General features: G+C 38.7%; 18 protein-coding genes and 1 pseudogene. 6 read left to right on the forward strand and 13 right to left on the reverse strand.

All coding sequences use genetic code 11. From position 1 onward, the window contains the following. Nucleotides 1–416: 416 nt before the first annotated feature. The 5 genes and pseudogenes from LC608_RS12620 (at nucleotide 417) to LC608_RS12640 (ending at nucleotide 4,016) form a co-directional block, all read left to right on the forward strand. Nucleotides 417–1,604: a hypothetical protein gene (locus tag LC608_RS12620; protein WP_229553887.1), complete on the forward strand. Its 1,188-nt coding sequence runs from the start codon at nucleotides 417–419 to the stop codon at nucleotides 1,602–1,604. 39 nt (nucleotides 1,605–1,643) lie between these two features. After that, nucleotides 1,644–2,360, forward strand: a complete 717-nt coding sequence (locus tag LC608_RS12625; RefSeq protein ID WP_229553888.1) for a hypothetical protein — start codon at nucleotides 1,644–1,646, stop codon at nucleotides 2,358–2,360. Nucleotides 2,361–2,793: 433 nt separating this feature from the next. Then, nucleotides 2,794–2,988 (forward strand): transposase, encoded by a 195-nt coding sequence (locus LC608_RS37255; RefSeq protein WP_229554091.1) that lies wholly within the window; start codon nucleotides 2,794–2,796, stop codon nucleotides 2,986–2,988. A gap of 217 nt (nucleotides 2,989–3,205) precedes the next feature. Then, nucleotides 3,206–3,319 (forward strand): annotated as a pseudogene (locus tag LC608_RS12635) (UPF0175 family protein); the annotation flags it as partial. A gap of 142 nt (nucleotides 3,320–3,461) precedes the next feature. Continuing rightward, nucleotides 3,462–4,016 (forward strand): Uma2 family endonuclease, encoded by a 555-nt coding sequence (locus tag LC608_RS12640; RefSeq protein ID WP_229553889.1) that lies wholly within the window; start codon nucleotides 3,462–3,464, stop codon nucleotides 4,014–4,016. 67 nt (nucleotides 4,017–4,083) lie between these two features. Here LC608_RS12640 and LC608_RS12645 read toward each other — a convergent pair whose 3' ends face one another. After that, nucleotides 4,084–6,270, reverse strand: a complete 2,187-nt coding sequence (locus tag LC608_RS12645; RefSeq protein ID WP_229553890.1) for a polysaccharide biosynthesis tyrosine autokinase — start codon at nucleotides 6,268–6,270, stop codon at nucleotides 4,084–4,086. A 604-nt stretch (nucleotides 6,271–6,874) separates the two neighbouring features. Continuing rightward, the gene (locus LC608_RS12650) at nucleotides 6,875–8,302 is read right to left on the reverse strand and encodes a transposase (RefSeq protein ID WP_229553891.1); all 1,428 of its coding nucleotides are present in this window, start codon (nucleotides 8,300–8,302) and stop codon (nucleotides 6,875–6,877) included. A 74-nt stretch (nucleotides 8,303–8,376) separates the two neighbouring features. On the opposite strand from LC608_RS12650, the gene tnpA reads away from it, so the two are divergent. Next, nucleotides 8,377–8,787 carry an IS200/IS605 family transposase gene (gene tnpA, locus LC608_RS12655; RefSeq protein WP_229553892.1) on the forward strand — a complete coding sequence of 137 codons (411 nt, stop codon included), beginning with the start codon at nucleotides 8,377–8,379 and terminating at the stop codon, nucleotides 8,785–8,787. A 227-nt stretch (nucleotides 8,788–9,014) separates the two neighbouring features. Here the strand turns inward: tnpA and LC608_RS12660 are convergent, their stop codons facing one another. From LC608_RS12660 to LC608_RS12705, 11 genes are all read right to left on the reverse strand, one after another. Further along, nucleotides 9,015–9,554, reverse strand: coding sequence for a WcaF family extracellular polysaccharide biosynthesis acetyltransferase (locus tag LC608_RS12660; RefSeq protein ID WP_229553893.1), 540 nt, complete (start codon nucleotides 9,552–9,554; stop codon nucleotides 9,015–9,017). Between the two features lie 197 nt (nucleotides 9,555–9,751). Beyond that, nucleotides 9,752–10,726 carry an SGNH/GDSL hydrolase family protein gene (locus tag LC608_RS12665; protein ID WP_229553894.1) on the reverse strand — a complete coding sequence of 325 codons (975 nt, stop codon included), beginning with the start codon at nucleotides 10,724–10,726 and terminating at the stop codon, nucleotides 9,752–9,754. Nucleotides 10,727–11,087: 361 nt separating this feature from the next. Then, the gene (locus LC608_RS36855; RefSeq protein ID WP_267871067.1) at nucleotides 11,088–11,213 is read right to left on the reverse strand and encodes a hypothetical protein; all 126 of its coding nucleotides are present in this window, start codon (nucleotides 11,211–11,213) and stop codon (nucleotides 11,088–11,090) included. Between the two features lie 76 nt (nucleotides 11,214–11,289). Beyond that, nucleotides 11,290–12,501 (reverse strand): glycosyltransferase, encoded by a 1,212-nt coding sequence (locus LC608_RS12670; RefSeq protein WP_229553895.1) that lies wholly within the window; start codon nucleotides 12,499–12,501, stop codon nucleotides 11,290–11,292. A gap of 34 nt (nucleotides 12,502–12,535) precedes the next feature. Then, on the reverse strand, nucleotides 12,536–13,708 hold the full coding sequence (locus LC608_RS12675) for a glycosyltransferase (RefSeq protein WP_229554092.1): 1,173 nt from the start codon (nucleotides 13,706–13,708) through the stop codon (nucleotides 12,536–12,538). A 37-nt stretch (nucleotides 13,709–13,745) separates the two neighbouring features. Beyond that, entirely contained in the window at nucleotides 13,746–15,008 is a 1,263-nt protein-coding gene (locus LC608_RS12680) for a glycosyltransferase family 4 protein (RefSeq protein ID WP_229553896.1), read from the reverse strand. Continuing rightward, nucleotides 14,968–16,395, reverse strand: a complete 1,428-nt coding sequence (locus tag LC608_RS12685) for a hypothetical protein (RefSeq protein ID WP_229553897.1) — start codon at nucleotides 16,393–16,395, stop codon at nucleotides 14,968–14,970. The genes LC608_RS12680 and LC608_RS12685 overlap by 41 nt, the downstream gene beginning before the upstream one ends. Nucleotides 16,396–16,572: 177 nt before the next feature. Continuing rightward, nucleotides 16,573–17,703 (reverse strand): glycosyltransferase family 4 protein, encoded by a 1,131-nt coding sequence (locus tag LC608_RS12690; protein ID WP_229553898.1) that lies wholly within the window; start codon nucleotides 17,701–17,703, stop codon nucleotides 16,573–16,575. An 11-nt stretch (nucleotides 17,704–17,714) separates the two neighbouring features. Continuing rightward, nucleotides 17,715–18,398 (reverse strand): bifunctional 2-polyprenyl-6-hydroxyphenol methylase/3-demethylubiquinol 3-O-methyltransferase UbiG, encoded by a 684-nt coding sequence (locus LC608_RS12695; RefSeq protein ID WP_229553899.1) that lies wholly within the window; start codon nucleotides 18,396–18,398, stop codon nucleotides 17,715–17,717. Between the two features lie 27 nt (nucleotides 18,399–18,425). After that, nucleotides 18,426–19,517 (reverse strand): glycosyltransferase family 1 protein, encoded by a 1,092-nt coding sequence (locus tag LC608_RS12700; protein ID WP_229553900.1) that lies wholly within the window; start codon nucleotides 19,515–19,517, stop codon nucleotides 18,426–18,428. Nucleotides 19,518–19,526: 9 nt separating this feature from the next. Beyond that, nucleotides 19,527–20,330, reverse strand: a complete 804-nt coding sequence (locus LC608_RS12705; RefSeq protein ID WP_229553901.1) for a bifunctional 2-polyprenyl-6-hydroxyphenol methylase/3-demethylubiquinol 3-O-methyltransferase UbiG — start codon at nucleotides 20,328–20,330, stop codon at nucleotides 19,527–19,529. Between the last annotated feature and the right edge of the window lie 7 nt (nucleotides 20,331–20,337).

Below are 20,337 nucleotides of genomic sequence, written 5' to 3' on the forward strand. Positions count from 1 at the left end.
ACAAAGCGTGGACTTCAGCTAAAAGCCAAAGAACTTTAGTTCTGGGCGGGATGTCGGTAAGTGTGACAGTTTAACTCTGACACAAATGTGGGTAAAAGAGTTGAAACGTATGTGGACAGCGCTTGTGTGTACACCGTAGCCCCACAACTCCTTCCTTTAGTAGTTTACTTGGACTTGTGTATACACCGTAGCCCCGTAAACAGGGAGACAAAGCGTAGCTTTTGTGGGGTAGAGTTATCCGGATTTAGTAAGTAATAAAGCGGATATGATACAAGTCCTAATTTTATATCCTGCCTTTTGCTCCTTTAATGGTTTAATTGCCTATATTTACGTAATATTACTATTTTAAATTAGTAGATTTTGCGTATAAATTACTGGTGTATTTCAGTAAACAATTTTACAAAAGGAATATTTTGATGGATAAAATGCAAAAAATGCTCAAAGGTAATAATACTTACAAAGCTATTACTGTTAACTACGCTTCATGGAATTTAGGGACAATCTTGATAGCTTCTCTTCTACTATTGACAGGTATTTTTAGCAAATCGTCAGTTGCTGCGGATAATATTGTTTCTGAAAACCAAGAAGTTCAGTTGAGTACGTCTCAAAGTCTGAAAGCATCTTTTATATCTGAGCTTAATTTACAGCCGAATATCAGCTTGCAGCAAAGGTTTTCGGCATCTAAAAAAAGTAATATTGTTGCTGAATTAGAGACTGCAAGGATTCGTGATGGTTTTACTGCTAACGTTAAGTCTGGAACTCTTGATACCGACACATCCTCTAATGTATTGAAGCAAAAACAACCTCAAATTTTTGTACAAACAGACTCTTCAGAAATTTTGGGCGATACTTTTGGCGAGACTAATAAATTACGCCAAGAACTTTTAATTGATCCCATCGTGAAGTTAGGTGAACCGCCAAAAGCTTCCCCTGGTTCAACTGCGGGTACTCCTTCTGCCTATGGTGCAAGTTTTGGCCAAGCCTATATTGGTGGTGGTTTATTTTTCCCTTTAGATGAGGAGAGAGGTAGAGTAGATGGTTCTTTGTCTGTTGGTTTTGGTTTAGGAGATGCGGCTAAATCTGTAGGATTAGAAGTTAATGTCAATATTACTAGTGTAGGCGGTGATGACAATTTTGATTTTGGTGATAGTGGCGGTATAGGTTTTAAGCTACACAGATACTTAGGTGATGGTACATCTGTCGCTGTGGGTTGGTCAAATCCTATTAAATGGGGAGATGTTAACAAAGCTAAAGATACCATCTATGGAGTAGTTACTAAGTCAATTGCCCTGCAACCAGAGAGTCTTAATAACAAGTTACCCTTAACTATTTCGGTAGGTCTTGGTAGTGGTGTTTTTCGTTCTAAAGGTGGAATAGAAGCAAATGAAAATTCTGCTAATCTTTTTGGTAGTTTGGGTTTGAGAGTGATACCTCAAGTATCCTTAGTAAGTAGCTGGACAGGAAATCGCCTCAATATGGGTGCGTCTTTTGCTCCCTTCAAGAACACCCCTATAGTAATCAATACTATTTTCACAGATGTTACTAGTAATTTTGATTCTGGCTTAGGTTTTGCGTTGACTGCAGGGTACAGTTTTCGGTTTTAAATGCTGAGTAATTTTGGAATTTAATCAACAATAAAAATAATGAAAAAACAAGGATTTGTTCTCACTTTTGCTCTAACATTCACCTTTTGCACTTATCTTGTGGGTACGCCAATGAGAGTAAATGCTAGTAATATCATCATTGGCGGTAGCGAAGATTCTTCTTCCTCATCTGGGGATAATTTTAACCCAGTCAATGCACAGCCACCTGTTGAACCTGCACCTGGGGTTAATGTGAAATTTAATGGTAATGGTCGCCTTAATATACCAATAGAAGTTCAGAATAGAGTGAATGCAACTGTTGCTAATATACTTAGTCAAAGTCCGGCTACAAATAGCCCATCTTGCAACATTATAGTTATCTTATTGGGTGGGTCGAATGCAGAAGCAGCAGCTAATCAGCTACAGGCTTCTATAGCGAGTTTAGGGGTCTCATCATCATCTGTAGGATCGCTGGTAAATGCTTTATTGGGTCTAGCTGGAAATAAATCAGCAACTGCATTATGTGCTCCTGTAGGAATATTACAACCAGTGCAGCTATTTACTAGCACTAAAGGATTAACGCCAGATTTAGTGATAGCTCAGAAGGGAGAAACACCGAATGTAGATATTAATCAGCTCAATAATGCTATTACTGCTTACAACAATATTGTGATGGAAAGCAGTCCCAAAGTGCTGCAAAAACTTGCAAAAGATCCACAATTTTTAGAAGTTGGGAAGCTGCTCAAGCAATTAAGATATGCTCTGAATAAAAGTTAAAAGTTAGACATTATTAGACTAAAGTTATTAGTGGTGCGATTTATAATCCTCTGAATTTACTCAGAGGATTATTGTTGAGAAATATGTATATTGACGGTTCTTTGCACATGATGGAAACGGGATTGACGAGGGAGTATCTCATTTTTGTAAAAACACGTCTGTCCTGGCGAATGGAATTCGCGGCTATACAAACAAAACCCACGGAAGTGGGTTTTAACTAAAACAGCAGAAGTCCCACATCTGTACTGTACTTAGTCAGTGTGGGGATGCCAGTCGCCTGCGACGGGAAACCCGTCTACAGCGCACCGCGAGTGAATGCGCGTGAGTAAGGAATTGACCAACAAGCGATATTGAACGCAGTTCAATTAGGATCGTTGGTCGTTGGCAGAGCCTCTCGAAGAGATGACGAACAAACTTTTTCTGAATTGAGAGAATCAATCCAGTCTTCTACCAAGGATGTAATAGTTTTGTCTTTAGTAGGGTCAAAAAGAGATTATCAGAAAGAACCCATAACTGCCCTAATTGTAAAGTCAGCCTGTGCAGGGATCTGAATGCTTCTGTAAACATAAAGGCGCGTGGGACGCACGCCCTCAAAGCTCAGGTTATGTCTTCATTGAAGAGTCTCTGAGAAGCCTAGACCGACCTGTACTCAGGCGGTGTAGGTACGTCACATTCTTTGAGTCCACGTAGGCGGACTACCCTTCTCTTCGAGAGGCTGCGCCAACGGGAAGGCTTCTTTACGAGACGCTACGCGAACGCCTACGTTTGTGTAGCCGCGATTTCTAACCGCCTGGTATATTGCATTTTCACCTCTTTGCAAGAATCCAGAAGAATTCGTCTAATAAATGAGAATTGCAGCCGCAGTTAAATGGTATGAATTAGGCGAAATATTTCAAAGCAAAGCAGCAGAAATTGCTGGAATATCTCGTGCTAGGTTTTTCGTGGACTTTTCCACATAAAGTGAACAGTCAGGCGTAGCTAACGCTGCGCGATCTGCCCTCAGCATAGCTGCCTTTCTTGATAAATTATTTTTGGTGTTTCCTAAGTGCCTACGAAGGATAAAATATTAGGAGACTGGAGATTTTTCGTTTCATCAAAGCGATGACAACAGCAACCTCGTTGACTCTCGAAGAACTTCTAAAACTGCCGGAAACTAAGCCAGCCAGTGAATTTAAAAATGGTTGTGTTTCCCAAAAACCTATGCCTCAAGGTAAACATTCGCGCTTGCAACTGAAGTTTTGTGATGTAGTTAATAATGTTGCAGAAACAGCGAAAATTGCCCTAGCTTTCCCAGAATTGCGTTGCACTTTTGCTGGACGCTCGATTGTTCCAGATGCTAGCGTGTTTCTTTGGCAGCGAATTCCTTTTGATGCAGATGGTGAAGTACCCAATGCCTTTAAAATTTATCCTGATTGGACGATAGAAATTCTTTCACCCAACCAGAAAGCTACTAAAGTTATTAGTAGTATTTTGCACTGTCTCAAGCATCGTACTAAGTTGGGATGGTTAATTGACCCTGAAGACCGAATAATTTTGGTATTTATTTCTGGACAAGAACCTGTGGAATTGACTGGTAACGATACTCTTCCGATTCCTGAATTTTTAACGCTGGGTTTGACCGTCGTGCAGCTTTTTGGCTGGTTGAAAGTAGGCTGATTTTTATTTTCGCTTGAGTTTGATAGTTGAAGGTCGTCGGTTCAAATCCGACTGCTAGCTTCATGTTTTATTCATAATAACTATTGGAGCTATTAAAGCTATTTTTTCTACCGTTGCTAACTATACCTAGTATATTCAACCGGGCAATTTTTAGGTTATCTAAAGCCATTTTGATCATTGAAGAATTTGTTTTGTGAATCCTGACTACCATCAAAAGCCCATCAGTGTGAGGTGCTATGATGCTGGCATCAGCTAATCCGAGCATTGGAGGGGCATCATAAATTACTAAGTCAAACCTGTTGTGGAAATCTGCCATTAATTGCTTCATCTTTTCAGATGAGAGCAACTTTGTGGGATCTGGTGGTATTGGCCCAGCGGTTATTACAGATAATTTGTTCATGGAAGGTAGCTGTCGAATTACTTCTTCCACTGGCAAGTTTGTAGAAATTAAATTACTTAATCCCCATAGATTATTTAAATTTACTCGGTCGTGAATTACGGGTTTACGAAGATCAGCATCTACAAGTAGCACTCGTTGTCCCATTGTCGCAGCTATTTGAGCTAGATGGATGGCAACCGTAGACTTTCCATCACCAGGCATAGCTGAACTGATAATTATAGAGCGAACCGGGCGATCGGAACTGAGCAGTTGAATGTTTGTATAAAGTACCCGTAGCGCTTCTATAAAATTTATAGAATAGTCTCTATTTTGTTTATGCGGTAGGATATTTGAACTAGTAATCTTCTCAGAAATAAAATTTTGTATTTTGACTAAGGAAAGCTTTTGGTTAGAAGCATCGTTTTCCTTCGTTTCAACTTCTTGTCCAAAAGGAATATTTCCTAAAAATGGCTGTTTGAGCCTTTTTTTAAGTTCATCAACACTATGATAGGTATTATCTAGCTTTTCCATTAGCAAAACAATACCAATTCCTGAGAGTATACTTGCAACTAATCCCAGCATCAAATTCCGTTGGGTAGAAAAAGCATCAAGAGGAATATCTGTGGTAGTTGGTGCTTGAAGTAATTGCCAGCCAAGAGCTGATTGGGATATTTCAATTTGAAGATTTTCGTGGGTTGATAGAAACCGATTTAAACTCTCATTAGCAATTTGTAATTTCCGCTGTAAATCAATATACTGTCGTGCTAAAACTGGCAGTTGCTTGCGTTTTTGTGCAATTTTCTGTTCTATTTTGGCAAGTTCTTGGCTTTGTACTTCTAACCCTTGAAGCTGCGTCGCCACTTCTGCAAACTTTACAGCTAATAATTGCTTTTCTTCTTGACGTAACAAAGGTAAAAGATTAGCTCGTTTTTCTTTCAGTGCTTGAATGATTGGGTTAGCATCTTGAAAACGAGTTGATTCTATAGCAATCTGAACATCAAATTGGCGAATTTGAGAAACCATTTGCTGATACAAAGGAGAATTATTCAGCGTTGCTAGTACCCCATTCTCTCCTTGTAAGATAGCAAAATTGGCACGAGCTTGAGCTAATTGTAGATCAATTACTTGCTTTTGTTCAGATAACTCAACAGTTAGTAAACCAATTTGGCTGTCTTGGCTTTCTGGATCATTAAAATTATGCTTTTGTCGAAAATATTGCAAATCTTTTTGGATTTGATCAACCCGATTCTGGATAAATGGCAGTTGTTTTTCAACAAACTGAACCCCTTGACGTAACTTGGTTTGCCTCTCTATTTGACTATAGTCTAAGTAATTATCTGCAATTCGTTCTAGTACAACTTGAGTCTGCTTTGGATTGGTACTTTGATAACGAACTTCTATAATCTTGGTTTCTTCTAACCGATTAATCTTTAGAGATTCGAGAAGAGAATAATAGTCGATTCCTGGATAGGAGGCTTGCAAATTTTTAATGGTTGTTCTCATGAGTTCTGGACTCTTCAGAACTTGAATTTGGCTTTCATAATCTAAACTAGACTTCTGTAAGTTAAAGTCTTTGACAACATCTACAGTTTTGCTTTCATCATTTACAGGTTCCACCAACAGTTGAAAACTGCCTTGATATTCTGGGGGTTTCCGGTTTAGCGCCAAGTTCGTAACTACAATTGTAAAAACACCAATAGTTACACCTGCCAAGATTACCGATCGCCGCCGTAAAACACTCAGAAATTCTTGTAAGTTCCAATCGTCTTCTTGTTCTTCAGCCCACCGAACAGGCTGAATTTGAGGTAATGGAGGGGCAGTGTTATTACTGCGATTAGAATTTGAAAGTTGAGAATGAGAAGTATAATTTTCCATGATGTGTTTAATACTTGGTAATACACTAAAGCTGACTCAGTACAAAAGCTTGAAAAAAATTAAGTAAGTTAGTAGAAGCATTAGTATTAATATATACAAAATTATATATTTGTTTGATCCTCTCTTATGAGAGAAGCTCAGTATCTATTCTTAAATGCAGTACGTAAGAGAGGAAATCAGAAATATAAACTTAGTATATTCTTGCTTCAACTATACCAATAGAATCTAAACATTGGTAGGAAATTTAAAGTACCAAATATAACATACAGATTTTAGCTACTAAAACTTGATTTTTCCAGGCTTTTTCAGCGATAGCAGGGTTTGGCTATACCTGGGCTACTTATCAAAGGATAATTCAGAAAAGCATGAAATGTCCTATTTTAAGTAGTGTCACATAATTAATTACACAAAATATGGGCTGAAATTACTGCTTAGTAAAGAATCGTAATGTAATTAATTATGTTGACTTACTTAGTATCCAGTTAATAAATCGGGGTAAGCAATTATTCTGATTGCCACGACCAACCGAAGAGATTAAAAATGCTTTTCTCCCGAATAATAGTCGCCACGCCAGAGATGAGATTGTTCCAGGTAACTACGTGAACTACCTACACCGATTTGGATTACCAAATACGGTATAGGCTTCTGGTACATCTCGCAATGCTGCCAGAACTTCCTTTGAGGTACTATTAGTAGTAGATTCACCCACTACCGGATTCCCTTTACGGCGCTTTATCGTCGGGAACAGTCCCAGCCCGACGCGCTTAATGTTCACAGCAGAATTAATATCGCGGTCAACATTAAGCGATTCTTGGGGGTCAAAATAATTCCTGATTGAGCAATCAGTAAACACAAACTCATCTCGATAGCTCAACAACATTGATGTGTAAGCAGGATTTACCTTCACTACTACTGCTCCAGCTTTTGAGGCTATGTAGCCCAGAGTAGTGAAGAATTGACCAAAGGCAGCATCATTCCAAGACTTGTTTAGTCCTGATTTAGCTGACTGTCGATTGGAAACAAACTTTCCATCCTGATCTTTTTTAACTTTGTTTCGTTTAGTTAATCCTCGTAAATTCAAGTCTTCGTGATAAAAAACTTTTTTGCCAGTCCTGATTATTGCATGAGCAGTTTTGTAAGCATGATCTTTACGGGAACGGGCAATACGCTGATGATGTCTGCCTTCACGTAATGCCAACTTTCTTCTAGACTTAGAACCTTTTTTCTTAGTCGCTTTCCGCTTTGAAGCAGAAGCTAATCGTATCTGATTTTTGCGGAACGATTTGACAGAAGGTAACTTGGTATTTTGGGAAGTAGCGAGATAATCATCTTCAAATAGTACTGCATCCATCCCTAACGAGTTATCCCAAGTTGGAATAACGTCGTCAAGGTTAAATGTTGGTACGGTTGGGTCAAAGAGTGCTATTGTTGCATACCAACCATCAGCTTTATGGGTGAAAAGAATATTCTTTAACTGAAAACCTTGTGGTAACGGTCTATGCAAACGAATTTTTAACCAACCAAAAAGTTTAGAAGCTGAGATGAATAGCCAGTCTTTTTCTGTCCTCTCAATAGTTATAGCTTGTCCTTCTATCTTTAATGTGCGAAACGAAGCAGTATTTTTAAAACGAGGTTTACCACTTCTTTTGCCATTAGAATCACCAGCCAAAAACCTATCAAAGGCAATACCTACCCGCCGAGAAATATCTTGCATTGTCTGAGAGGGTAACTTCGTGTAATCAAGCAATTCGCCTGAATGTTTAACTCTCACGAAGTCTTTTTTTAATGATGGGAGTAGTTTTTTCTGACTATAATAATTTGGATTATCTCGAAGCGTTAATGGAGGTAAAGAGCATGATATTTGACAGAATTCTCCTTGCGGAAATACTGCATAATCACGGTTATGTTCCCACCAATTAAATCTATCTCCTAGCTGATAATTGTACCAATATCGCCCAATCCTTAACCACTCGCTTAGTTGTATTTTCTGTTTAGTGTCTGGATAAGCACGGTACTGATAGTTAAGCAGCATAAAGAAAGCACCTGCTTGGTTGTATTTAGTGTCGGCATCTACTACTATAAGGTATTTAGAAGTTAGAGTCAACCATGAACAGTGATTATATCTCCCGCGCTAGGGGAGTTTCAGTCCTCAAAGCTCATTTAGTGTTAACAACAAAATACCGTAAGAGGGTATTGACAGGAGAGATGATTGATAGATTAGGTGAAATACTGAAAGACTTGCTTTTAAAATGGGATAGCAAGGTAGTGGATTTTAATGGAGAATCTGACCATGTTCATCTATTGTTTCAGTACACACCTCAAACAGACCTGCCAAAATTCATTAACAATATAAAAACAGTCACAAGTCGTTATTTGCGAAAAGAATTTCCTGACAGAGTTAATCAATTTTATTACAAGGATGTCCTATGGAATGGTTCTTACTTCATAGCATCTTGTGGAGGTGTCACAGTTGATGCTCTCAAAAAATATGTTGAATCGATAGACTTGCCAAAATAACAAGATTATTAATTACTCAACTGCCCCAATTACCGAATCAGCCTATGGCTAATATTGGTAATTGAGGCGTTTCGCAATTAATCGTCTTATATCCCGACACCAAATCCTAAGCGGATTATGGTGCGGGGCTTACGACGTAAAAGCTAAACGAGCGATGTCTAGCGACAAGCCGCGTTGCGTCTATGCTTCCACAGCCCAGGCAACTATGCGATCGCAAAAATTGGATATCAAAGCTTTCTCTGCTTGATGGGTTGAGCCGGATTACCTGCATAAATAGTCATAGGTTCTAGTGAATTGCCAGTCACGCCACCTAAAGTCAGTACTGCACCTCTACCAACAGTAACTCCTGGGCCAATTACCGACTTAGCAGCAATCCAACTACTCTCTTGAATATGGATTGGAGCATCAATCAATTTAAAATTGGGATGATTCCAGTCATGATTTCCTGTGCAGAGATAGACTCCTTGAGATAGACAAACATGGTTTTCGATGGTGATAGGAGCAAGGTTATCTATCCACACATCTTCTCCAATCCAAACAAAATTACCAATGTTTAATCGCCAGGGAAACTTTACTCGTACTCCAGGTTTGATACGAACACCTTGACCGATTTTAGCCCCAAAACTGCGGAGTACCCAAAGCTTAAAATCTGAAAATGGTAGCCAATAACTTTCAACTAAGGGCGACCCAACAAAATACCAAAAAAGTTGCTTCCAGTAGGTTGTGCCTGGAGTATAGTTGCCAATAGTATATTGATCTAGACGCATATGGTGGGTAGGCAAGGTAGGTTAAACAAGAATTCAATTAGCTAAAAGTTAGAGCGCTGGTTTCCAGCGCTCTAACTTTTCAAGATACTGAGGGATTGATACCAGCGATCGCCTTGGCTGTGGGTATACGAAAATCTGAAGTAATTAGCAATAGGTGTTATGTCTGCTGTTGCTAGAAAACCCTTACTAATGATTTTTTATTGCTTGTGAAAAATCGGGGATACCTGCTGAAACAGTAAATTCGCTAAGGCTTGATTCCCTACCTCATTTGGGTGTATGCCATCTCGAAATAAGGTTTCCACTTTTTTGCTAGGCAACGTTGACCACTCGGACTCAGCGTCAATTAAAGGAACCTGTAAAAACCTTAACTGCTGAATAAATTCCAATTTATATTTAGGTGAATTGCTGGAGGGAACTAAGTTAGAAAGTTCAGGTACGAACAATACAAAAATAGGAATTTTTTGAATACGCACTAGCTGTACTGTAGTTTTTAGGAGCTGCATATTCTGTTGGAACTGGCGATCAGGTTCAACTGATGAAGGAGTTAACGGAAAATCAGAAGGGGCAGAGCCAATTTGAAAAATTTTTGATAACCTTGGCCAAGTATACCGAGTCCAAGCTTCTTGAATTGCCAACAGTGGAGGATGAGTAGGAAAATTAGGGTCATTTCCTACAGGTGCGCTAGTACTTGTGGGTTGAGCTAAATCGTTAGTGCCAATTTCGAGAATGACAACATCACTATTAAAAGTACCAAATTCACGTAAATATCCTAAGTGGTTGCCAATTCCCCAGGAACCAGCAGAGGCATTAAGGACTTCTACAGGATGTTTAGCAGCCAATAATTTAGACTTAAAAATCTCAGAAATTATTTGCTGTTGATCAGTAGGACTACCACCATTAAGAATGGAATCACCGATCATCAGAATTCTTAGTACTCCCTGGGGCTTTTGGGGATTAATTGGCTCTGAACGCTGGGAGTACTGGTTATATTCTATTCTTTTACGAAAGCGAAATAATTTTTGGTTTGCTTGAAAGCGATAACCTGTATAAGGATCTGCTTGACTTAATACAGGATTACCTAATCCAAGCAGAAGCCTTAAAAAAACTTCAGTGCTTATAATAGCAATTGTTATATAAATGAGTGTTCTATATTTACGAAAATTTCTCTTCATTAATTTCTACGAACCTCGTTTTGATCCAACTTTTCATATTCAATCAAGCGTATTGATAATAACATTTCGGCTAGCATTCGCTGGAAAGCGTAGTATCGCCGATCCGTCAACTATACCTCCTAAAAAAAAGATAGAGACTGGATCAACTAATAGTTCACTTATTTTTATAAATTTTCCTGTAATTAAATATTTAAATAATCTTAATGATAAATAAATTAAACTCCAACTTAAGTAGGGAATAATTACAAACTGTAATCTTGAGGTAAAAGAATAAGGTCTATCACTAAAGCAAATTTTTTGAAGTAAAAAATAAAAATTATGTAGCTAAAAAGAAAGGAACAGTAAACCCCTGAAATAAATCTCATAATTGGACAGTCCAATAGCTTGGGCTACCAAATTCTCCAGTTGTTGAATGAATGAAAACTACACCATAAGCTGCAATTCCTTTTAATAAATCTATGCCTGTCAATCTATGTGCTTTGTTCATTGAGTTATTGATACCAACAGAGGAAAATAATTAAGGTTTAATTTATCACCTTTTATCAAATAAATAGCTAGTAAATCTAGATTTTTACACTTGAGTCTACAAGATTTTCTGGTAAAAGTTTTCTTTCAATAATCGCATGATAAACAGAGGTAAGATTTTGAGCGATCGCTTCCCAGGAATATTGCTGTTTGACAAGCTGTTTGCCATTATTGCCTTGCTGTTGTCTCAGATTGGGAGATTTTAGTAATTGGGCGATCGCTTCTGCCAATGTTTCAAGTGTACCCTCAACAACCAACCCAGCTTGGGCAGCAGCAACTTCTGGAGAAATTTGAATTCCGGGAGTTATAATCACAGGCAATCCAGCTGCCATTGCCTCAGCGACGGCGATACCGAAATTCTCCGAAAAAGATGGTAAAATAAACATATCTGACCCTTGTAGCAGCAAGTCTTTCTCTTGCCCCACCACAAAACCAGCAAAGGAAATTTGATCTGAGATGCCAAGGGACATTGCCAAGTTTTTTAGTTCAGTTTCATATTCTGGTTCTCCTGAACCCGCTACGATTAGGTGAAAATCATAGTTTTGTTTTACAAGACGGCCAAGTGCCTGTAGTAGTAAGTCTGGGCGTTTTTTGTAGTGAAGACGAGAAAGAAACAGTATTACGGGTGTTTCTGTAGAAATGCCGTAAATGTGTCGTAGTTTTTGTTTGGCATCGGGTAAAGGGTGAGGAATATTCACCCCAAGAGGTAAAGTGAGGACGGGTGTCTTAACACCGAAGTTACGGATATCTTCTGCTTCACCAACAGATGTAGAATGAATAACAGCCGCACGATTCAGATTATGATGCTCAATCAGCCGACTATAAACCTGTTTTTTCAAGCGGCTTTGAGCTAGTGCCCAAGGTGATAATTGCCCCATTGTGCGAACTAGATAGGGGATTCCTTGGCAACGAGCGATCGCCGCAGCACAAGTAGGAGCATAGGAAAAAAGATAGTGAGTTTCCACTAGCTTATAATCCCCTATATGTTCCCAAAGCCAAGGTGCTAACTCAGGAGAGAAGATATATTCTTTCATTCTGCTGGAAATACGGGGGAAAAACCAGATTGGCACTTCTTTATACTCAATACGCTGACGAAGAGGGACATTCAACAAAGTATTTCCATCATCGTTGGTGGTGACAATTTCAATATCTGAACCAAGCTGGCGCATGGCTTTGACCAAGTTTAGAACAACTTCACTAGGTCCGCCCATAGTCAGGCTGATGGAGGGTATGACTTGTAATATCTTCATCTAATTTTTAGGTTAATTGTGTTGATCAACTTCACTAGGTAGTGGGTAGTAGTTTAGTTTGAATTAACTTAGCCAGAGTTTTTTGGAACTGTTCAAATCCAAATCTGGCAATCACTTGCTCGCGTAAAATTTGAGGTTGATAGAGGATGGGGTGAGGATAAGTACCTTGTAAGATTTGAATCAGTGTTTGGGCGATCGCATTTAGATCATCAGGATTCACCAATACACCTAACTCACCATTACAGAGAGCATCAATTGCACCATCTTGATTCCCTCCTAAAGTTGGTTTGCCACAAGCGACAGCTTCCAAATACACAATTCCAAATCCCTCTCCTTTACTAGGCATGGCAAAAACATCGCAGAGATTGTAATAGTCACAGAGTTCTGAATCTGGTATAAATCCTGCTAAGGTTACACAGTCGGATAAGTTTAATTGAGAAATTAGTTGCTCAATTCGGGGGCGATCGCTTCCTTTGCCTACTAAGATGTAATGAGCATTGGGAATAGCGAGGCGAATCTTAGGCATTGCTAGTAAGATTTGGTCGTAGCCTTTGTAGCGTTCACTATTGTCTAATCGAGCTACAGTGAGAATGACAGGCTGATTAGATTTTAAGCCATGACGCTCAAGTAAATAATTTGGTTTAGGACTGAGATGAAATCGTTCAGCATCAAAAGTAACTGGTAAAAGCTCAATCTTTTCTGGAGATAAATTCTGCTCATTAATTAGGCGATCGCGGGTATAACTACTAATTGAAATTATTTTTTCAGCAGCATATAATGCTTTTATTTTCCATATACTTTTAATTTCCCAAGCATCAATACCATAAACAATAATTCCATAAGGAATACCCGTAAACAGATGAATAAAAAATGCTACAGGAGCAAAATTGATATGTCCACATAAAATAAATTTTGGACGATTGATTAATGATTTTGTAATTACTTTAAAAGTAAAGTGTGCTGTTTTTAAAAAATCAGGAAAATGACCACTAAAAGTAAATGAATAATTGGTTGAATTGAATTTGTCTACAGGTTTTATTCTATCGAGCTTATCTAAAATACATACAGATAAGCTGGGTAGTGCTTCTTCTATAGCCTGTAGAACATCATGGAGATAAACCTGAATACCACCCTTAAACTCAAACAGGTTAGGAAACCAAAGATGCAGAGAGCCTGGCGTTGCAGATTTTGATTTTTCAATATTCATTATTTGCATATTTATACCTCTAAAAATGTATACTTAGTTAAGTATTTAGATAATTGATAATTTCCTGAACTCGGCTAGCCAATCTCTGGCGATATAGACCCCAATTCAACTGTTCTGCTTTGCGTCGGGCGGCTCGTCCCATTTCTGCTAACTCTTGAGGATGGGAGTAGCACCACTCTAGTTTTTCTTTGAGTGCTTGTACATCCCGAATGGGAATAATAAACCCTTCTACCCCATCGGTTAAAATATCAGGGCCTGCTGTATGAGGGGTTGTAATTACAGGAATGCCACAAGCCATCGCTTCTAGAAGAACCAGTCCAAAGCCTTCTACTAAAGAAGGAAACACAAACACATTGGCATTACTGTAATATTGATTCAGCGTAGTATGGGGTACTGATGGGATGTAATTAACTCCATGAGGAAGTTGGGAAAGCCAGGTTTCTGGAAATTCGTTCACTCCTACCAGTATTAACTCTGCCTGGGGAAGTTGGAGTTCTTCCCATGCCTTAGTTAGGTAGTGAACTCCTTTGCGAGCACCGACGCGACCGACAAACAAGGCACGAAAAGTTTGATCTAGCTTGGGTTGGGGTTGAAAATAATCAATCGGTGCGCCGTAAGGGATAACCGTAATTTTGTCAGGACTAACCCCTTCCCTGAGTAAGGATTGCTGGGTAATGGAAGAGGCAACAAAAATATGATCAGCAAGAGCTACTTCCTGCTCTTTGCGTCTCAACTTCCAGTCAGGTTCTCGTACTGCTTGCAATGATGCAGACAGTGCTGGGAATCGTTCGACCTCCTCTTGTTGAATTTCTCGCGCCATGCGGTAGAACAGGATAGGCAAGTCGTACAGGCATAAAATTCCCTGCTGTTTGGCAGCCTCAAAGGTAGTAGCAGCGCCATCTTCATAAGCATAAACTGCTGCCAGACCCTGGAGGTGATGCTTGGCAACATGGCGATCAAGAGAAGCATAAACCCAATCTATGGGACCTTGAGAACCGAAGCCAAAACCCTTGCTGAGTCCAGTTTTAACCAAGGTCAACCGCATTGCTTCGCCCCAAGGGTGCGATCGCATGGCTACACCGTTTGGAGGAATCCAGGTACGCCGCCCTAATTCATTAGCAATAGAATTACTAATTTGAGCAGGAAGCCGCTTTAAGTACTGGCTGATATTTCCTTCTGGGTTATGGGCAATGGTTGTAATCACTTCCTGAAGTAGGCCTGCTTCTCCTAACGAGATTGCAGCGTTGCGGGCGAAAGGATTACCTGTAGGATGTATGAGGGCGATAGGTATCTGGACCATTGAAGTATTCCTGTTGTTGTTTCCAGTTCTCCATCTGTTCGAGTCGCGGTAGAAGGAAAATAAATCCTGCCAGGGACCAGTAGTAAACTAAGAGAGTATGGTTGAACACAAGCTGACTATTAAATTGGAGCGCATGAATCAAAAAAGCCGACAGCGCTAGCTGTCGCAACAGAGGGCGCTTTAATTTCAGGAATGTGCGCCATAGTACATAAATAAGTATGAGTCTTAGCAAATACCACAAGAAAAAACCGATAGGACCAATTTCCAAAACTATTCGCCCCATTTCCGACTCATAGTAGACAGGAATGGTTTCTCCTAGAGGTAAATTTAGAATCTTATGCAATACTGAAGTGGCTGGATGAGTTGCGCCTAGACCATAACTATCCAGTCCTTTTAACTTCATAAATTCAAATGGCTCAATGAAGCTTCCCGAAATGCGACTAGATACATCATTATTAGAATTAATGCGGAATAATAAGGAATTGATAGCAGGCTGAAACCAAGTGATAGTTGCAACAGTTATGGCGATAATAGGTACTGTAAACTGTTTTATCAAGGGAACAGCTGTTTTCAAGTTAGTTAGTAACTGTGCCCCAAAATAACCAATTAAAAACAGGATTTCACTGATAAAAAGAGCACGGGCACCGGTCATAAACGAGGTGCCAATAATTAGCAGTAATTCTGCAATTGTTGCCCAACGCCACCATCGAGATTGCGGAACTGCTAACAAGGGAACTAACAATCCAAAAGAAATAATTGCGTAAACTGAATAGCCATTAATGTAGGAAAAAGTCCCTGTGACACGAACACTCGTGGAATTTCCATCTCCAAAAGTTGCAATATCTTGTTTTATATCTTGGGCATAGGTGTTGAGGGGGCTTAAAGGGGGGCTAAAGAACTGTGCTATTGCTAATAGCCCCACTGGAATGACCAAAAGCAGGTAGGCTCGTAGAAATCTATATAGTTCTTCTTCTGAACGAAAGAGATTGGGTAACATCCATATTAAAGGAATGTATAACAAGTATCCTCTTATTCCAAAAATACCAATAATTGGAGAACCCAAGCTGGGATTAAAAACTTGTAACAGACACCAAGCAGTTAATAGCAAAATTACCGAAGCGATAGTTTCAGCTGCCGAATTACCTTTGATCCGAAAGGTTTTTTGAGTAGATGAGAAAATGTAATAACGAAGATAAGCCCCTATTAGTATAATATCTTTTAAAAAATAGATGAATTGACTGCTTTGGGGTAGAACCCATTTCCGTAAAGCACCTTCAACTACCACTAACACTAATATAGTTTTTATAGAAGTCCGCCAGTTTTGAGCAGAAAGATAGAGGATAAGGAGAATGGCAAAGGGAGCTAAAACTATAATGTACTCTTTCACGAAATTGTTGCCTCAATTACTTCTAAATTATTTTTCATAACTATATAGTTAAAGTTTGAAAAATTTTTTGACTAATATGGGATAAAGGCTAATTTTAAACATAAATGATCTCTAACTTACAGAATATGTTTTTTATAACTACTTGCCCCTAATTATGGCAATCATTTCTAATACATTTTATGTATAGCTCTTAATGACTTTGGCATAAATTTCTACGTATTTTTCTGTAAGTTTCACTTCATCAAATATTTCAAGCCTAGTATCAGATAATTTTAATTGTTGTTCAGCTAAACTTTCTTCAGATAGAATTACCTTCATACACTCATAGAGTGCATCAATATCTCCATTTTGGAACTTAAGACCAGCATTTCCAACACATTCTGCAAGACCTCCAGACTCAGAAACAATAACATTCTTACCTGCTGCGAGTAATTCTAACGATACTCCTCCCATTGGTTCTTCATAAGCTGAAGGAATAACCCCAATCTTTGCCGCACTAATAATATCAGTTAGTTCAGAACCATACTTAGGCCCTAGAAAAAATACATTAAGCTCCAGATTTAATTTATTAACCATTTCTTCCAATTTGGCTTTCATGTTTCCAGAGCCTACAATTGCAAGACTTTTATTTTCATATTCAGGTGTTGTGATTAATAGTTTAAATGCTTTAATTAAATCAGGTAGGCCCTTTTCGCTGACTAAACGGCCAACATAAATAAAGTCATACTTCCAGGTATTATTAATTTTTTTGGTATTTTTAAAGCGATTAATTGGGTAGGGTGTATAAGCAACAACCTGGTTTTTCAAGGGTTGGCGTTTTGCAACCCAGTAAGTTGCTGCAATGTTCAAGTCTACGTGATTTGCAACGTAACGCCTTACTCCAAGTTTTACAGACTCTTTTAAGGCATGAAATAAACCTTTCTTCCGAAAGTGGTAAGCCAGAGATGCAAGGGGAGTCATTGGTGTTGGTTCACCATCCAACCATCCTAATCCATCCACACAGGAAACCTGATATCCGTTGTGTGTCCAAATAAATGGTTTATTACTTAATTTAGCAAAAGGATACAGAGCAAGACTGGCACCGTTGGAGTGGACTATATCGGATTCACGAGTTAATGTGAATCGCTCTTTCCAAGTTGGTTGTCGTATAACTTTATAACTATTCTGTTCACTAGTATTAGTAGGAGTTTCAGTGATAACTATACATTCATGACCCAGCTGAGAGAGATTTGCCGCTAATGTTGCACTAATAGTTTCAATGCCACCCAGAGAAGGAAAAAAAACTGAGGAGTATAGTAAAATCTTCATGGTTGAAATAATTATGCTTTGTAAGCAATAGTTACTAAATTATCGCTGTAGCGTAAACCCTTAAGTAGTCCTCCTGAAATTTGTTGCCATTTAAATTGAGGAAATTTTGGAATACCTCCAAGATTAGTAAAAATAAATGTTGGCTCAGAAAAGCCTGCTTCATCTAAAATGCGCCGAATATCTTTGCGAAGAAGCGCTGTAATGTGCGCCGGATAGCAAGTATCACTGAAAAGTACAAAATGTCCTTGTATCAAAAGAGCAATTAACGCTCGCCAACTTTCATTATTAGGCGTGCTAAAAATTATAATTCCATTAGGACGTAGTAATCGAAACCATTCTCTGACAGTTGCTCTGGGATTTTCTAGATGTTCAATAACCTCAGCAGACACAATAACATCAAATTGTTGACTAGGTATATCTAGTGATTCATTAAGATCCCAGCTAATCCACTTAATTGAATTATCTATCCCGACGACAGGACGCTGCATTATGTCAGTAGCAGTAATAGAATTAAAGCAGTCTAGACTTTGAAGTAGTTGAGTTAAGTTTCCTATACCTGCTCCAAAGTCTAGGCAATCACCTTGAATATTTAACTTCTCTATTAATTCCAAAAAACTATCATATATTGGTTGGTTGCTAATGCCACCACTAGCTGTAGATGCAGCTTGTCTTTTTGTTTTTAAATTTAAGTTCATTTGATCTCCTATTAATTCGGGACTTAATTAGTTATTAATTAGTTCAGCAAAACTTTTAACAGTTATTGATAGTCTATGGGTTTGATACCAGGAATAAGCATTGTCTGCGATCGCCTGCATCTCCACGTCATTTCCTAAGTCATTCCCTTGAGGATTAGGAACCCAATAATGCTTGCCTGGTTCTATACCATCAATTATTGAGGTACTACCTTTGGCATTGATAGGTAATACTCGGTGAGCACAGTAAGAAGCAAAAATAGTTGACTTAGCTAAAAAATCGGGGTTATAGTCCGAGAAAGCAGCAACAGAATTTGCTAAAATATTACTCACATTTTCGGCAGATTGTTGTCCCATTTCTAAGATAGGTACTTTAATAAGTGAGGATAAATTTACTTCCGTTGGAGTTCCTACATCCCAAATCTCTTGAATATTTAACCTTTGACAAACGTACTCCAAAACTGCTTGAGACTCTTGGTAAACTCTTGCGCGGTTGGCAACACCTCCAAAGACAACTAACCTTTGTTGGCGTTTTAACAAAGGAAGTGCTTTATTAGGTTCACCAATGTTTGAAAAAACTGGTAGAAATGGAACTTGATTATGTTTTCCTTGGCTGATGCGAGTAATTATGTCAGCATAGAGTTGTTTACTAGTAATACAGCGATCGCTCATTTGTGCCAAACGTGCTGCTAAACTTCTCTGTAAGGATGATAGCCAAAAAGAACTTGTCCAAGGTGGGCCTGAAGCAGAAATTTCGTGGAACATGGTAACGAGCGATCGCTTTGGAAATAAACTTTTCCAACGCTGTAACCCATCGACTAACCAAACTGGACAGCCTCGTTGAGCATAGCCGTAACCTACGTAATGTAAAAGGATGCTGGATGAGTCATCGGTTGGTAACAAATTTAGCAGTGCATCAGGGGAGCGATCGCTAATTTTGCTCACAGGAAATCCTTCAATTTCTTCTGCACCAGTCCATGTGCGATTGCATACAATAAAATGAGTTTGAATATTGAAATCTTTGTGAAGCTGACGAGCTAAATTTAGCGCATAGTCTCCTACGCCATCAATTGCAGGAGGTAGCCTTGGAACGATTGAGATTACAGAAGCAACATTACTCATAATTCATCACTAATTAGCATGAGTTAATAAAGCAACTGTAGTCGTGTGCAATTTGCGCTTGATTACTAAGGGCATGGAACTAGTCAGCTTTTCACAAGTTTCAATCCAGAATTTTGGCAGCAGCTTTAATAAATAATGTAGTTTTATATGGCCGTTAGTTAATGGATTAGTAACTAAAGAAGTCTCCTTAACAACCAATCCAGCTTGATGTGACAACTGTTCTATTTCATCTGAGTGGAGTAAGAAAATATGCCCATCCGAGTTTGGCTTAAATTGTATTGCTTCATACTGACTCGGATCGGGGCAGTCTGAAAACCTGGGTAAACGATTGTTGAAATATTCGCCGTTAGGTGTGCTTAGTACTATATAACCTCCTGGTTTAAGCATCTGAGCAATGTTTCTCAAGAAATCGTCAGGATGAGCCACATGCTCAATCACCTCAGCAATTAAAATGATATCAAACTGAGCATTCAAGCCGAGCGTAAAAATATTGCCTGGTGCATAGTGAACTATCCCATAATCCCATTTTAATTTGACATAATCAATCAGTTCTGCTCGTAAATCATTCCAGGTAACTTCATATCCTAGTTCTGCCAATAATAAAGTAAAATTTCCTTGGGCAGCAGCTACATCTAAAACTTTTGCTCCTGGTTTAGCAACTTTATGGATTAACTCCAAAGTATGTTTACGACGGTTCTCATAGGAGTAAGAATATCCACATAAATTCTCATCTTTATAGACTTCTAATAAGTCGTATTGATAACTATATTTCCAACTATCATGCCAATCTTCTTGATATTGAATTTTTTTCATGTATTGA

Source organism: Nostoc sp. XA010 (assembly GCF_020829625.1).
Lineage (GTDB): Bacteria > Cyanobacteriota > Cyanobacteriia > Cyanobacteriales > Nostocaceae > Nostoc.